This is a genomic window from Agrobacterium pusense (assembly GCF_013285525.1).
Taxonomy (GTDB): domain Bacteria; phylum Pseudomonadota; class Alphaproteobacteria; order Rhizobiales; family Rhizobiaceae; genus Agrobacterium; species Agrobacterium pusense.
This window is the reverse complement of sequence record NZ_CP053856.1, coordinates 214248-229545: the sequence shown is the minus strand read 5'-3', so window position 1 is coordinate 229545 and position 15298 is coordinate 214248. Positions and strand designations below refer to the sequence as shown.

Here is a 15298-nt window from a genome sequence, read left to right as displayed (position 1 = left end):
CTCAGCGGCCCTCCATCTCGCGGTTTGCCTGGCGGATGTTCCAGACCATGATCGGGGTGACGGCCGCCATGATGATGAGCGCGATAACAGCGCTTCGGCCGCTATCACCGCCGCCGCGGAACATCCAGTCGAACATGAGATTGGCGAGAACCATGGTGTTCCATTGCCCGTTGGTCATGGTCAGCACGATATCGAAGACCTTCAGCACGAGAATGGTGATCGTCGTCCAGACGACGGCGATAGTGCCCCAGATTTGCGGAACCATGATCTTCCAGAAGATCTGCCAGCCATTGGCGCCATCGATGACAGCTGCCTCGATGGTCTCTTCCGGAATACCGCGCAAAGCCGCAGAGAGGATGACCATGGCGAAACCGGTCTGAATCCAGATGAGGATGACCATCAGGAAGAAGTTGTTCCAGAAGGGCATGGAAATCCAGACCTGCGGATTACCACCGAAAAACTCGACGATGGCGTTCAGCAGGCCGATCTGCACCTGACCTTCGGCGCGGTATTCATAGATGAACTTCCAGATGACGGAAGCGCCGACGAAGGAGATCGCCATCGGCATGAAGACGATGGATTTGGCGATGTTGCCCCACCAGATGCGGTCCGTCATGACCGCGATAACAAGGCCAAAGAAGGTGCAGGCGGCCGGCACGACGGCGAGCCAGAGAATGTTGTTAAAGATCGACTGGCGGAAACCGGCGTCGAAAAACGCCCAGCGATAATTGGCGAGACCGACGAATTCACTGCCCGTCCGGTCGTAAAAGGAGAGGATCAGCGTCGCGATGACGGGATAAACCAGATAGACAAGCAACAGGATCAGCGCAGGGCCGACGAACAGCCACGGCCGGACGGCGGCGCGGCGGTTTAAGTTGCGGGATGCGTGAATGACGTCTCCCGAGCGGACGGGAAAGATTGCCTGCAACGCCTTATCGGATAGCCAGTAATAGGCAGCACAGGCAAAAACGCCCGCTACCATAACGCCGATGGCGGACACCAGTTGTTGAGCCATGTTCCCTCCCTGATCCTCTCCGCGCCGCGTTGATTTATGCAGCTGTCGGGCCGTTCCTGCGGAAGAGGCCCGGCAGCGAGCCGCCAGGCCTCGTCTTAATACGTGTTACTTCAGGCCGTCCCAGGCCTTCTGGATATCGGCGGCGACCTGATCGGCGGACTTGCCGCCGACGAAATCGATCATGCCCGTCCAGAAAGCGCCGGCGCCGATCTTGCCGGGCATCAGGTCGGAACCGTCAAAACCGAAGGTCGTCGCCGTGGTCAGGATTTCGCCCTGACGCTTCATCTGCTCATTGGCATAGGTTTCGACATTCACACCCTTGTACGGCGTCAGGAAGCTGGACTGCGCCATCCACACTTCGTGGGCGATCGGCGTCTGCAGGAATTGGACGAATGCCTTGGCAGCCGGCGCTTCCTTTGTGATGGTGACGAGCGTGCCGGCACCGAGAACCGGCTTGCCGAGGTCAGGCTTTGAGGCATAGGTCGGCATGTAGAAGAAGTCCGCATCCGTTCCGACCTTGGTGCCCTCAGGGAAGAAGGAGGGAATGAACGATGCCTGATGGTGCAGGTAGCACTTCGGCGGAATGTCGAAGAGGCCCTTGGGGCTGTCGCGGAAGTCGGTGGAGGCTACGGCCGCAACGCCGCCACTCACATATTTTTCGTTCTTGGCGAATTTGCCGAATTCGTTGATCGCGGCAACCACGGCCGGATCGGTGAATTTCACCTCGTTGGTCGTCCACTTCTGGTAGACATCCAGCGGCTGCGTGCGCAGCATCAGGTCTTCCACCCAGTCGGTTGCCGGCCACCCGGTCGCACCACCGGAGCCGAGACCAATGCACCAGGGCGTGCCGCCATCAGCGACGATCTGATCGGTGAGCTTGAGCAGGTCTTCCATGCTCTCGGGAACTTTATATCCCGCTTCCTCGAAATTCTCGGGCACATACCAGACGAGCGACTTCACGTCGGCCTTGAAGGGGAAAGCGAAATAGGCCTTGTTGCCGTCCTTGCCCTTATAACTGCCGAGATCGACCCAGGATTTACCCGCGCCGTAATTTTCCTCGACCCATTTGGCCGTGTCGTCGCCGAGCGGCACAAGAAAACCCTTGGCGGCGAGATCGGCGAGAAGGCCAGGCTGCGGCAAAATGGCAATATTGGGCGGCGAGCCGGCCTGTGTGTCGATGACGATCTGCTGCTCGTAGTTTTCCGACGAGGAATAACGGACATTCACGCCTGTCGCGTCAGCAAAATAGGCGAGAACGGACTGGAACAAAGCCTCGTCCTCACCACGCCACGGGCCGAAAATCGTCAGCGTCTGGCCTTTAAGGTCAGCATGGGCCGCCTTGAAGTCTTCGTAGCTTTTCCAGTTGAACTTGGCGTCCTGGCCCGGCGCGAATTTCAGATCGGCGGCAAAGGCCGAACCCGACAGCAGCACGATTGAAGCAGCCGTCGCCAAAAGGGTCTTCCGCATGTGATTTACCTCCCATCACATAAAAGGCTCAAAGCGTCCTCTCCAATCAAAGCGCTTTGGCTGCCTATTCATCTCATTGTCATCAAGATGGAGTCAAGAGGCTCTTTATTCGGAAACGCTGCCTAACCTTCGAAATAGTCATATTGATTTAGGAAGGCGGCTATCATTTTCGATTGAGAAAAGCGGATGGGGCTGTTAAAAATCTAAAGCGCTTTGGTAAAATGAGGAGTGGCTTTTGGCCTTTTCCGGGCGCGCGCATGGAGGAATGACAGACATGAACCTGAAACAGCTGTCGCAACTGCTGGGCATTTCGCAGACGACCATCAGCAGGGCGCTCAACGGCTATCCCGAGGTCAGCGCGGAAACGCGCCGCCGCGTCATGGAAGCCGCGGAGAAGACGGGATATCGCCCCAATGCCGCGGCACAGCGGCTGGCAACCGGCAAGGTCGGCTCCATTGGGCTCGTGATGCCGATTGGCGAACATCACCGTTCGGATGTGCATTTCGGCGAATTCCTGAGCGGTCTTGGTGAGGAAGCCTCGCGCAGCGGCTTTCATCTCGTCATCATGCCCACCGAGCCGGAAAAGGAACGCGAAGCCCTTCGTGGGCTCGCCGCTAGCGGCAGCGTCGACGGCATCTATCTCGCTTATATGAAGAATAACGATCCGCGCATCGCCATGATGCAGTCGCTTTCCCTGCCCTTCCTCGTGCATGGCCGCTCCATCGGCGTGGAGGAGGATTATCCCTACCTCGACGTGGACAATGAAGGCGCCTTCCGTGATGCGACCCAGCTTCTGCTTCAGCTTGGCCATACGCGCATCGGGCTGCTGAACGGTCCGGAAGGCTATGATTTCACCTATCGGCGCTGCCTTGGGGTGGAAAAGGCGCTGGCGGCAAACGGCCTGGCCTTGCATGCAAGCAATAAGAGACACGGCAGCATGACCGACGAGGAAGGTTATCTCGGCATGGAGGCCCTGCTTTCACGCCCGGAGAAACCGACCGCCATTCTCTGTGCCAGTACCGCGCTCGCACTTGGCGCGATCCGCTCGCTCAACCAGCGAGGCCTGAAACCCGGCAAGGATATTTCCCTCATCGCCCATGACGATGTGCTGCCGCTTTTGAAACCCGATAATTTTTCCGTGCCGCTCACCACCACGCGCTCGTCGCTGAGAGCGGCAGGCGTCCGCGTGGGCCAGCGCCTGATCAATCACATCAAGAACGACCAGACGGAGCCCTATCAGGAACTCTGGAAGGCGGAACTGGTGGTGCGTGCCTCGACGGGGCCGGCTCCGAAAGCGTAGCCGGCCGGTTTCAACCGCCTAGAACTTCGGTGCCGCCAGGCCTTCGGCGCGATGAGCGGCGATGACGGTGTTGGCCATCAGCATCGCGATCGTCATCGGGCCGACACCACCGGGAACAGGGGTGATGGCCGCGGCAACGGCGCTTGCTTCATCATAGGCGACGTCGCCCACCAGCTTCGTCTTGCCTTCACCCTTTTCGGGTGCGGGAATGCGGTTGATGCCGACGTCGATGACGGTCGCGCCGGATTTCACCCAGTCACCCTTCACCATCGCCGCGCGGCCAACCGCCGCCACCAGAATATCCGCCGTCTTGCAGATGCCGGCCAGATCCTTGGTGCGCGAATGCGCCATCGTCACAGTGGCGTTGGCATTGAGCAGGAGCTGGCCCATGGGCTTGCCGAACAGGTTGGAGCGGCCGATGACAACAGCGTTCAGGCCGGAAAGGTCGTCTCCGTGAATGCCGCGCACCAGAAGCATGGCGCCTGCGGGCGTGCAGGAAATGAGACCGGTGGCAAGATCGCCGGTCGCGAGCTTGCCGGCATTTAGCACGCTGAGGCCGTCGACATCCTTCTCGGGCAGGATCGACTGGATGATTTCATCGGAATTGAAATGTTTCGGCAGCGGCAGCTGAACCAGAATGCCGTGGATGGAGGTGTCGGCATTCAGTTCACCGACCAGCTTCAGGAGGTCAGCCTGTGTGGTCTCCTCCGGCAGCGTGTGCTGGATGGAGTTGAACCCGCATTGCTTGGCCATCTTGCTCTTGGAGTTCACATAAGCGTGGCTAGCCGGATCATTACCGACGATGACGACCGCGAGACCGGGCTTGACGCCCTTTTTCGCCTCAAGCGCTTCTGCCGATGCGCGGACCGCCTCCGTTACCGAGGCCGCCTTCGCCTTCCCGTCAATCACAACTGCCATGCGTCCTGCTCCTCATGGGTTACGTAGGCTCCGTATGGTGCCCCCGTCGCAGGAATGCAAGCTAAAATGCGGCGTTTTCAGGCGGTTTTGCGGTAGTCTTCTTGGTGGTCGGCATAATCGACGAGACGCTCCCTCAGGAGCGCCAATTCCCGTCGCAATTCCATCAGCTCCTCCGCTTCCGCCTGGGCATGATCGGCATGGCCGGCAAGCGCATCAGCCAGCAGCGGCGGCAGCGCGGACGGTGCCTGACCGGCGATCCCAACCGTGCGGTTGCCCATCAGAACCTGCCTTACACGCTCGTCGAGCGGCATGCGCTCATCGTCGTTAACCGCACCGCAGTAATAATCGGCGAAGCTCTCCTCGTCGTGGCCAGCATCCAAGCCGGCCGTTTCGGCATCAGGAGATTGCAGATCGTCAAACACAGCCGGTTCGATTGGCTCGAATTCCGAAAATTGCGCGGGTTCCTCCTCGGGGAGCCGGATTGCCGCTTCCGGTTCGAAGGCGGAGGCATCCTGCTCTTCCTCGTCAGGGCGACGGTACGTCAGAAGATAGAGACTGCCCAGCAACCCGATCAGGCCGCCGCCGCCCGCCATCATGGCGGCCTGGGCAAGATCACGCGATAGTTCTCCCGGACCTGCCTTTTTCGCGAGGCGGGTCTCAAGGGCGGGCGTCGCAGCAGAGGAGAGATCGCGGCGTTCGCTCGCCTCCAGATAGGTGTTTCTCGCCGTTTCGAGCTCCCCCTGCAGCCTGGAGAACTCTCCCGGAGCAACACCGAGACCATTCAGGCGATCAAGGTTCTTTTTCCGCTCGGCTTCAGCATCGGCGATTTCCTCAGCGAGGCGCTTCTCGTCCGCTCGCAGTGCGTCGAGCAGTTGGCGCAATGCTGGAGCAGCGAGTGCCTGTACGGCATCCTCCGCATTCCTGGCGGCGATGTGTCGGGGATGTTTCGGGCCGTAATCGACCGAGATGCTGGAAAGCGCCATACTGGCGGCGGCATGTTTCTGCCTGATGTCCTCGAGTGCAGAAAAGGCGATGCCGGAGGGAAGCGGTTTGGAGAACAGATCGTTGGGTTTCAGGGCCGAAGCCGCCGCCAGATCCGCCTGCAGCGACTGCTGTTGTCGGGTCGCCGCGGTGATTCTTTCGTTCACGTCACGCAATTGCTGCTCGAGCTGCTGCACCTCGGTCACCGCATCGCCATGGCGCATCTGGAAACCGCTTAGCGCCGCCTCGGCCTCGTCCATCCTTGTCCGTGCCCGCTCCATCTCCCGCACAGCGGGCGTCATGGTGCCGGCCTTGCCGTCCGCCATGATACGCATCGAAAGATAGTCGGTAAGCCGCATGGCCGCTTCTGGCGTCGCAGCCCTCGAAGTCACGATCAGCGTCGTCTCGTCGGGCGACAGTTCAAGCCCTATCCCATCTCCCACCGCGCTGTTAAGCGCCTCACGCGGGGAGAGCGGACGCGCATCCGCGCCGGTCAGAAGATCGACCAGCAGGTGAAATTCACCCTGTTTGCGAACGCCGACCAGATCGGCAGGCTTCAGCTTGAGATCGCTGCTGATCCGGTCCAGCCCGCGAGGTGAAAGCAGGGTGCGCCGCGCCATCGCCAGAAAGCGGGTCGCATCTGGTGCATCATAAGCGGTCTGTGATACCTCGATCTGCGCCTGCGAAACATAGCCGCGAAAACCGGAATCAACGAGCAGCAGCGGAAGGGCTGCGCCGGTTACCGTGGCGGCCGCGACGCATCCGGCGGTCAAAAGCCGAAGACAATGCCTGCGCCACTGCGACGCGGGCGCGGCAATCTCATCCCCTTCCGGGCGGGTCGCCGTCATATCTGGACTGTGATCAACCATCTGAAGCCGTCTGCCACCTTCGCCGCCGCCCGCGGACGGACAGCTGTCAAAACCTTACGAGAGGTTAAAGGATCGTGGCAAACAAATGGTTAACGGACCTTCGCCGAACTCGCCTCAGCCCTTGCCGAGAGCGATATGCCAGGGTTCGGCGCAAAGGCTGTAAAGCCAGCTCATATGCAGCCTGCGGAAGATTTCAGGCATGCCTGCCACTTCGGACGATAATATCTTGAAAAGCGGCCCGACTGCGATGGCGACTCGCGCGTCCTCGCGGTTGACGGTGCGATGCAGCCACATCTCCTGATTTTGCTTCGTCATTCCCGCCAGCAGCATATCCACTTTCACGCCGGACGTCTCGCCGCTCAGCATGACGAAGTCGTGCCAGGGCGCATGGCTACGCAGCTTGGCAAGAACGACACCGAGCTGGGCTGCATCGTCACCCGCAACGCCGATCCGTTTCGGTACTGCCATATAGGTGAGAAGCGCCATGACAAAGGCAACGCCATCGATCACGACCGGCAGAGGCTCACCATGTGCGCGCCGCGCGGCAGCGTTCAACGCCTTGCCCTGCGGGAAAAGCAGGCAGCTTTCGAGGACCTGCCGATAGCCGATGTCCTTGAGTGAAAGCTTTGCCTTTTCAAGGGTGAGAAATGAGAGCGACGTGTGTCCCTCAGAGGCGGAAGCCCTGTCGCTCACATGTTCCAGCGCTGCGTTCCAGTCGAGGTCGCAGAAGTGCAGCCCGTAAATGTCCCGCTGCTGTCCCGGTCGTGCAAAACCCGTCGTTACGTTCATACCCAGCCCCCGATGCAAGCCCCGCCCGTCACGCGCAGGTTTCTGCGGGTTCGCGGTTCATGGACCGTTTATACATGTGCTGGTTGAATTTACGCTGAAAGCAATCAATAGAATTCCAAGGCCCACGCGAAGGAATGATTAACCACGTGGATCACGCGACCGTCCCTTGCCTCTGGCCATGCCGAAGGCACGAAGCGGCGCGGCGCTATCAGTGGCCTGGCGCGGCGGCCGCTTCCTTGCCGGCGTCGGCTTTTTCACCTTCTACGATCTTGATGGAACGGGGTGTTCCATTCCCATTCTGCTCACGAATGTCGGCTTTGGACAGATAATCGAGTTGCTCGATCAGCACGTCCTCGACCACCTCATCATCGAGCCTCTTGTTCAGCCCCTCGCGGATGCGCTGCTTGAAGGCGTCGGGATCGAAAGTGGAGATATTGGCGATGTTGACCATGGAAGAACCCGCCAGGAGCGTGAACAGCTCATCGGTCATCAACTGGGTTGCCGGCAACTCGATTTTCGCCATCTTGTCCTTGTCGACGCGCAGCGAAATACGGCTTAGGAAGTAACCGTTTACCCCGCCATCATTGATGACGGGAATGGTGATGCTTTCGCCCTTGACCAGTTGCAAGCTGGCCTTTTTTGCGCCCGCCTCATCCGGCGCGGGCGCCGTCGCCATCTGGACGGAGAAATACACCGCGCCGAGCGTGACGGCGCAAACCCAGACGCCGGTGAGAAGAAGCTTCAACATCAGGAGGCTGCGCCGTACATGAACTGTTCCTGGGAGTAGGTACCATCCGTGTCGGCTTCCTGGATTGCGTTCTTCAGGAGGTCGGCGACCGCACGAACTGCATTCAGATGTGCCTCGACGCGGCTGGCATTGGTGGCGAGCTTGGACTTGATGCCCTTGACCTGCTCCATGTAACCGGCAGCGATTTCCTCGCGCGGGGTATCCCGGAACAGCATCGTCAGCTCATAAAGGCACCGGCTCTTATGGGCATTGGAGACCTTGAAGTCGAACCGCGGGTCCTTACCGATATTGTCGTTCTCATGGTCGATGATCATTTCAAGGCGGCCGAGAACGGATTGGATACGGTGGTCGTTCGACATAAGGTCCATGCTTGTCTCCTCGTTAGGGTTTTTCATTCTCAAGCCTCGTCCGTTTTCTCATTGGAAACGCCGAGGACCTGCCGCTCGAACTCCGCCACCATCCGAATTGCAGCATTATGGTCTTTTTCATTCATCGATACGTCGGTTATGCCTTTGCTTTCGGCCTTCCGAAGCGCATCCTTGTATGCCTGCTCTGCAATGCCAACACCGCCATTTCTGGAGATCGTGTCGGCAAACTGTTCGGCCATCATGCTCTTCCAGATTTCGCCGGCATTACCTTTGCCGTAAACTTCCTCGCTGTCTTTCGGCAGCATGTTGGCTACGAAGGTCTGGAGGACAGAGGCCTCATATTTGCGATATGTTTCAGGAATTTCGGTGCGAGCCGCGCGAATATTCGTATTGCCAAGGCCCGCCTTCGAGGAGGCGCCATCCAGCATATCCACCGCGGCGCCAAACCCCTTGCCGGCATCTGCAAGGCTGGTTGCGGCAAAAGCCGCCTTATTGGCCTTGAGTTTCTCCTGGGCAACCTGGACTTCCTGGGGGTCCGCAGCACGCACCACATCCATCACCAGATCACTTATAACCGATATCGCCACGTCCCGATCTCCCGAGCTGACGAACGCGCGGCACGAACCGGCACGTTCACCCAATCAAGAAACATCGCTTTAGGCGTCCTCAAAAAAACGCCCGCGATGCAACAATGGAGCAGACTATGAATCGCCAACCTTGCTGGAGGCTGGTGTCCGGGAAGCATTCGTAATTTCTAACAAATCATAGATTGCATTGTCGTCGGCCTCACGATCCTCGAGATCACGGGCCAGGTGCATCCTGTCCTCCAGCCTGTCGGCCTTGGTTTTTTCTTTGAGCACCCTGTTTTCCTGCAATTGCTGCACGCCGGAGAGCTGACGGTCCTTGACGACCAGACGGCCGTAACGATCCGAATAATGCCTCGAGAATGTCTGATGCACCGGCTCCATCGAACTCATGGCTTCCAGCACGCTGTCCATCGATTGCGCCACCTCGCTTCGCGTGCGGGTGGTGTCGGCCAGTTCGACCTCGGCCATTTTTTCCATGTGGCGCTGGACCGTGACCAGACGCTTGAGTTTCTCCGACCGCTTGTCTGAGGCCACCGCGTTTCTCCCGATCAAAAGCCGATGAAGACCGGGCCGAAGCCATCCACGAACTGGCGGATGAGGGCCGCGACCGACAGATAGAGCATGAAGATGCCGCCGGCGAGAACAAAGGGCGTCGATATGAAGTAGACGGGGATTTGCGGTGCAAGCTTGTTGATGAGGCCGACCGCGACGTTGAACATCAGACCATAGATCACGAAGGGGCTAGCAAGCCGAAGCATGATCGAAAACGACGCCCTCAGCGTGTCGGTCAGTGTAATCAGCATCTTCTGGCCGCTGATGAGCGCGCCGACCGGCGTGGCGGTATAGGAATCCACAAGGGCCTTGAGGACGATGTGGTGAAAATCCAGCATGAACAGCACCAGCAGTCCGCCGAAGGTGATGAAGTTGGATATCTGGTTTTCCTGGGCGTCTTCGATGACATCGGCGCCGCCGGGCGCACTGAGGCCGACCGATGCGCCAATAAGGGCGCCGGTGAACTGAAAACCAAGCGTGTAAAAGCGCGCGATCAGCCCGTACATCGCACCGATCGCGATCTCCGTGGCGATGAGGCCGACGACAGTGCCCTGATTCGCGCCGGAAATTTTCGGATAGATCGTATCCCACAACACCGGCAACAGGGCCATGGACACAGCCACACACAGCAACATGCGAATCTGCGGTGAAATGCGCGAGCTGGAAAAGCCCGGCATGGTCATGAAACAGGCGCCGATACGGCAGATGGCAAGGAACAACGCGATAATGGTTCCCTGCGGGTCGGTTATCATGAAATGGCGCCCAGGATCTTGATCTCCAGCCCCTTGGCAAGTTCCACATGCGAGAGAACCGGCAGGGTCGCGAAGAGTCGCTCGATAATCATGCGCACATAGGACCGCGTTTCCGGTGAGGTTACAAGCACAAAGGGCAGGCCGCGATCCATGAATTCACGGATAACTTTCGACGCCTGTTCGGAAAACTCCTCGAGATGGCGGGGATCGATATCGAATTCGACGATTTCGCCCTTCTGGTCGCGCTTCAGCGCCTGATGGAAGACCATGTCCCACTTGTTGCCGAGACGCAGGACGCGAAGCACGCCATTGTCGGCCAGGTCACCGCAGAGCTGCTGCGACATGCGCACCCGCACATGTTCGACGATCTGTTCCGTCTTGCGCACATGCGGCGCAAGTTCGGCGACGGCTTCGAGAATGAGATGCAGGTTGCGGATCGACACACGTTCGGCAAGCAGCAGTTTCAGCACGGCCTGCAGGCCGGAATAGGACATGTGCGACGAACAAATCTCGTCGGCGAGCTTCTTGTATTCGGGATCCAGCCTGTCGATGAGAATCTTGACGTCCTTGTAGGACAGAAGCTGCGGCAGATTGTTGCGAATGACTTCGCTCAGATGCGTCAGCACCACGGAGACGTTATCGATCGGATGAAAGCCTTCGCGCTTGAGATCCTCGGTGAAGGTTTCGAGGATCGATACGGCCGGCATGCCGAAAGCGGGTTCGCGGATTTCGTCGCCCGGAATGCTCGGCTTGCGCCCTGCCCCTGTCACGACGAGAACATCTCCGACGCGCAGATGGCTCGATGCGATGGTCGTGCCGTGAACGCGGATCTGATAGGCCTTCTCCGGGATCATGATGTCGTCGGAAACCTTGATCTCCGGCACGACGAAACCGTATTGCGTTGCGAATTTCTTGCGCATCTTGCCGACGCGGAAAGCCAGTTCCTGATGCGCACCGAGAAGGCGGGTCGAAACCTGTTTGCCGAGCGCCAGTTCGATCTCGGCGGTTTTCAGAACCTGCTTGACCGAGTCTTTTTCCGCCTCTGTCGTCTGGAGAATCTTGCTCTCCTCCTCCTGGCGACGAAGCGCGCTTTCGGCTTCAGCCTGGCGCGGAATATACCAGCTGCCGAACGCCATGATGCCACCGAGGAACATGAAAGGCAGGAAGGGCAGGCCCGGAATAATGGCAAGCAGGCCCATCAACATGGCAGAAACCATCAATGCGCGCGGATAACCGCTGAGCTGATTGACGACCGCCTGATCCGTCGACCCCGCCGTGCCGCCACGCGACACAAGCAGGCCGGCTGCCAGCGATACAATGAGGGCCGGAATCTGCGAGACGATACCGTCACCGACGGAAAGCTTGACGAAAACATCGGCCGCTTCGCCGATCGGCATGCCGTGCCGGAAATAACCGATGATGATGCCGCCGAAAATATTGATGGCGGTGATGATGAGGCCTGCAATCGCATCGCCGCGGACGAATTTCGAGGCGCCGTCCATCGAGCCGAAGAAAGAGCTTTCCTCTTCCAGCTCGCGGCGGCGGCGCTGCGCCTCCTTCTCATCGATGATGCCGGCGGACAAGTCCGCATCGATCGACATCTGCTTGCCGGGAATGGCGTCGAGGGTAAAGCGTGCGCCGACTTCAGCGATACGCGTCGCACCCTTGGTGATGACGATGAAGTTGACGGTGATCAGGATCAGGAAGACGATCAGACCGATAACGAAATCGCCTGACATGACGAGACTGGAGAAGCCGGCGATTACACCGCCGGCCGCCGTCGGACCCTCATTGCCGTGGGAGAGGATGACGCGCGTCGTCGCGATGTTCAGCGACAGGCGGATCATGGTCGCGATCAGCAGCACCGTCGGGAATGACGAGAAATCCAGCGGCCGTTGGATCCAGAGCGCCACCATGAGGATGAGGACCGAAAGCGCGATGGAAAACGCCAGGCCGATATCCACCAGAACGACCGGAATGGGCAGGAACAGAACGCAGAGGATCGCCACGATGCCCAGTGCGAAGCCGATGTCACGCGTGCTCGGACTGACCTTGGGCAAGGAAATGACTGGTGGTTGCGCCATAAATTTCGTCCTGTCTCTTCATGAGAAGGGCGACGGAAAAGCCGCCGCACGGTTCCGCGGCATCGTTTCGCGAAATCGCTCACGCAATTCAGCCCGATGCTTCAACCTATCCCTAGCCGCCGAAGCTTGCGCGAGGATGGCATCCTGGCCGGGTCGATATCAGAAGCCCGATTGCACGCGTGAAAAGACGAGATTGGAAAAAAGCGCTATCTGCGCGCCCACAAAGGGGGCGGCGACGCCGAGGACAATCATGATCGTGACGATCTTGGGAACAAATGTCAGCGTCATTTCCTGAACCTGCGTCAGGGCCTGAATGAAGGCGATGGCGACACCGACGATCATGGCGGCGAGAACCGCAGGACCGGCCGCGACGAGAACCGTCCACACTGCCGCCTGCATGATATCAAGCGCATCGGCCTCGTTCATCGTCGCATCCCTCGTTCCAGAAAGGCGGCATTATACCGCCTTATCAATATCAGGAACCAGCTGGCGTATCCGAATCGGTTCCGCTATCAGATTTATCCGTGATCGGACCGTTGGAGAAGGTCACACCGGCCTGCAGCAGCACCTTGTCACCAGCTTCGGTGATGGCAACGACGCCGTCTGAATAGACTTCGACTTCCTTCACCACGCCCGTGACGGTATCGTCGGCGCTCTTTACCGTCTTGCCGACCAGATCCGACGCACGGGTCAGTGCTTCGGCCTGCAGCATGCTCTTCAGATGGGTGTTCGTCTTGATGGTCTGCTCGACCTGCGAAAAGCTTGCAAGCTGCGACATCTGCTGACCAGCATCCATCGGACTGGTCGGATCCTGGTTCTTCATCTGGGCGATGAGGAGCTTCAGGAAGCTGTCATAGTTCAGCGAGGCCGCGTTCTTGTCGTTGCTGCTCGCCCCGGCATTCGCCCAGGGGTTTGCCGCCGCCGCATTGACTGCATCTACCGCCATGGTGCGATCTCCTTGCGAATCTGTTCGATCGTTGCAGGGGTCATTTCCTGATTGTTGAGGATTTTCTCCTCGATCGGGTAAAGGCCGCGGATGGCCTTCAGCGCTTCGAAAGCCTTGCCGGAGGCAACCAGCCCGTCGATGCGCTTGAGCTCCGCCAGGACCTCGTCATGCTGGAAGCAATTCAAGAGCATGCTCACGGACTTGCGGAACATGTTGGTGGACTGTTCGCGCCCCTCCGGATTGATGAGAATCATCTGCGCGATGAAATAAAGCTGTCTCAGCGGGGTGGTAGCCTGGTCGGGCTGCAATACGTGGTTCTCGAGCAGGAACGTGACATCGTTCAGGAATTCCAGCGCCACCTTGCGATCCACACGCAGAACTGCGCCGTTGATGAAAATCTTTTCGCCCGACTTCAGCGAAATTCGAAGTGTACTTTTCATTTCAGTCCATCCCTGATGATGGTTGTCACGTCAATTATGCCCTGGAAATTCGTCGACTGACGTTTCCGGATCAGTTCGCACTCTTTCAGTATCCAGATCGCGATCGAAATGAGATTGGCCCTCAGTTCCATGGCCAGTTGATTATCCGGCTGCTTGAGATCCTCAATGAAGCGGATCCAGACCCGTCGAGTGTAAAAAAGCGCTTCGATCGTGTGCCGCTGAGAAGAGGAGTCCTTCGCCTCCGCAAGCAGTTCGATCGATTTGGTCAACGCCTGTCGCTCGCGGTCTTTCGCGTTGGCGACACCATCCTCCATGATTTCGGCGTAGGAAAACTGGTACATTCATGTATCCTTTATCTGCCGCCACCTCTGTTCATCAGAGGTAGTTCACCAGACTCATTTTTTGCAGACGCGACGTGAGGCTGTATGCGATCTCAATCTGCTGCTGCAGCAGATCGAGACGGGTCTTCGCCTCGTAGGTATCGATCCCCTCGATATCCAACAGATGTGTTTCGATGATCTTCTTCTGGGCAGCCAGAGAGTCATTCGACTTTTTGACGCGCTCCTGCGAAAGGCCAAGACTGCTTGCCTGCTGGTTCAGCCCACTGATCGCCTTGCCGATAGTCGTCACCGACTGGGTGGCGACCGCCTCACGGACCGTGCTCGAAACATTGTCCTTAAGGAAGGTCATCGCCGTGATTGCCGTCATCGCGAAGTAACGCATGCCCTGCGAATTGCTGTTGGTCGACGTTTCGACCACTTCGTTCTGGCTGATCCGGCTCGTCATGTTGGTATCGCTGGCGTTGGAACCGAACCTCGTCCAGAAATCGACATTCTGTCCCACAGCGAGACTGCTGTGCGGCGGGTTGGTTACAGTCGTCGTACCGTTGAATACGCCTTCCATATGCGTCATGAAGGCGTTGACCTGATCTTTGGACAGGTCCGAGATACTCCCCACGGCCGGCGTCTGTGTCGCCATGAAATGGTTCAGTTCGGCGTCATAGGCGGCTTTCAACGGCGAACCGTCGGCGAAATAGTCCTGGACCGGCTTCACATCCGTATTCGTACCGGAAAACAGATACTCACCATCTACGGCCGTGTTGGCAAAGCTGGTGAAATTGTTGAAGGCGATCGTGATTTTCTGGTTGACGGTGGCAAGCGTGGGCTGCTCGCTGCTCGTATTGGGCACCAGAACATTGAGGATTTCCTGGGCGGCCTTTGCCATACCGTCCAATGCGGTCTGCGACGATTCAAGACGCTGTGTGGCGAAGGAGTTGACCGTAACGAGCGAGGAAATCCGCTCCACGTCCCTGTTGAGATCGAGGCTGCGGGCCGTGTTGGCACCCAGCGTCACACCAAGATCCGCGTGCTTGCCCGTTGTCAGCTCGGTATTGAGATTCGTCATCTCAAGCTGAGCCTTGAGGATGGTGCTGCGCATGCTGTTCTGCATCGCCAGCGATGAAATGAATGACGTTTTCATCCT

The 15298-nt window shown here is 58.5% G+C and carries 17 protein-coding genes; 1 reads left to right on the top strand and 16 read right to left on the bottom strand.

The window, feature by feature from the left end; translation table 11 throughout:
- Position 1: 1 nt before the first annotated feature.
- A complete protein-coding gene (locus HQN82_RS01120; RefSeq protein WP_004440046.1) occupies positions 2-1015 on the bottom strand; it encodes a carbohydrate ABC transporter permease in 1014 nt (337 codons plus the stop codon).
- 105 nt (positions 1016-1120) lie between these two features.
- On the bottom strand, positions 1121-2482 hold the full coding sequence (locus tag HQN82_RS01115) for an ABC transporter substrate-binding protein (protein ID WP_142181874.1): 1362 nt from the start codon (positions 2480-2482) through the stop codon (positions 1121-1123).
- 274 nt (positions 2483-2756) lie between these two features.
- On the opposite strand from HQN82_RS01115, the gene HQN82_RS01110 reads away from it, so the two are divergent.
- Complete coding sequence (locus tag HQN82_RS01110) at positions 2757-3782, top strand: LacI family DNA-binding transcriptional regulator (RefSeq protein ID WP_112555820.1); 1026 nt, start codon at positions 2757-2759, stop codon at positions 3780-3782.
- 18 nt (positions 3783-3800) lie between these two features.
- Here the strand turns inward: HQN82_RS01110 and HQN82_RS01105 are convergent, their stop codons facing one another.
- The 14 genes from HQN82_RS01105 to HQN82_RS01040 form a co-directional block, all read right to left on the bottom strand.
- Complete coding sequence (locus HQN82_RS01105; protein ID WP_107340481.1) at positions 3801-4700, bottom strand: bifunctional methylenetetrahydrofolate dehydrogenase/methenyltetrahydrofolate cyclohydrolase; 900 nt, start codon at positions 4698-4700, stop codon at positions 3801-3803.
- 77 nt (positions 4701-4777) lie between these two features.
- Positions 4778-6550 carry a GumC domain-containing protein gene (locus tag HQN82_RS01100; protein ID WP_173614452.1) on the bottom strand — a complete coding sequence of 591 codons (1773 nt, stop codon included), beginning with the start codon at positions 6548-6550 and terminating at the stop codon, positions 4778-4780.
- Positions 6551-6664: 114 nt separating this feature from the next.
- Positions 6665-7339: a WecB/TagA/CpsF family glycosyltransferase gene (locus HQN82_RS01095; protein WP_045532735.1), complete on the bottom strand. Its 675-nt coding sequence runs from the start codon at positions 7337-7339 to the stop codon at positions 6665-6667.
- Positions 7340-7547: 208 nt separating this feature from the next.
- Positions 7548-8087 (bottom strand): flagellar basal body-associated FliL family protein, encoded by a 540-nt coding sequence (locus HQN82_RS01090; RefSeq protein ID WP_004440034.1) that lies wholly within the window; start codon positions 8085-8087, stop codon positions 7548-7550.
- Positions 8087-8455, bottom strand: coding sequence for a hypothetical protein (locus tag HQN82_RS01085; protein WP_006698182.1), 369 nt, complete (start codon positions 8453-8455; stop codon positions 8087-8089). The genes HQN82_RS01090 and HQN82_RS01085 overlap by 1 nt, the downstream gene beginning before the upstream one ends.
- Before the next feature lie 29 nt (positions 8456-8484).
- Entirely contained in the window at positions 8485-9042 is a 558-nt protein-coding gene (locus HQN82_RS01080; RefSeq protein WP_006698183.1) for a rod-binding protein, read from the bottom strand.
- Between the two features lie 114 nt (positions 9043-9156).
- On the bottom strand, positions 9157-9576 hold the full coding sequence (locus HQN82_RS01075) for a hypothetical protein (protein ID WP_004440029.1): 420 nt from the start codon (positions 9574-9576) through the stop codon (positions 9157-9159).
- A 14-nt stretch (positions 9577-9590) separates the two neighbouring features.
- A complete protein-coding gene (gene fliR, locus HQN82_RS01070) occupies positions 9591-10346 on the bottom strand; it encodes a flagellar biosynthetic protein FliR (protein WP_004440028.1) in 756 nt (251 codons plus the stop codon).
- Positions 10343-12430, bottom strand: coding sequence for a flagellar biosynthesis protein FlhA (gene flhA, locus HQN82_RS01065; RefSeq protein ID WP_112766137.1), 2088 nt, complete (start codon positions 12428-12430; stop codon positions 10343-10345). Before flhA ends, fliR begins: the two co-directional genes overlap by 4 nt.
- A gap of 159 nt (positions 12431-12589) precedes the next feature.
- Complete coding sequence (locus tag HQN82_RS01060) at positions 12590-12856, bottom strand: flagellar biosynthetic protein FliQ (protein WP_003515115.1); 267 nt, start codon at positions 12854-12856, stop codon at positions 12590-12592.
- 49 nt (positions 12857-12905) lie between these two features.
- Positions 12906-13376 (bottom strand): flagellar hook assembly protein FlgD, encoded by a 471-nt coding sequence (flgD, locus tag HQN82_RS01055; RefSeq protein ID WP_004440022.1) that lies wholly within the window; start codon positions 13374-13376, stop codon positions 12906-12908.
- The gene (gene flbT / locus HQN82_RS01050; protein WP_004432543.1) at positions 13367-13816 is read right to left on the bottom strand and encodes a flagellar biosynthesis repressor FlbT; all 450 of its coding nucleotides are present in this window, start codon (positions 13814-13816) and stop codon (positions 13367-13369) included. The genes flgD and flbT overlap by 10 nt, the downstream gene beginning before the upstream one ends.
- Positions 13813-14157, bottom strand: a complete 345-nt coding sequence (gene flaF, locus HQN82_RS01045; protein ID WP_004440020.1) for a flagellar biosynthesis regulator FlaF — start codon at positions 14155-14157, stop codon at positions 13813-13815. The genes flbT and flaF overlap by 4 nt, the downstream gene beginning before the upstream one ends.
- A 34-nt stretch (positions 14158-14191) precedes the next feature.
- Entirely contained in the window at positions 14192-15295 is a 1104-nt protein-coding gene (locus tag HQN82_RS01040) for a flagellar hook-associated family protein (protein ID WP_006698186.1), read from the bottom strand.
- Between the last annotated feature and the right edge of the window lie 3 nt (positions 15296-15298).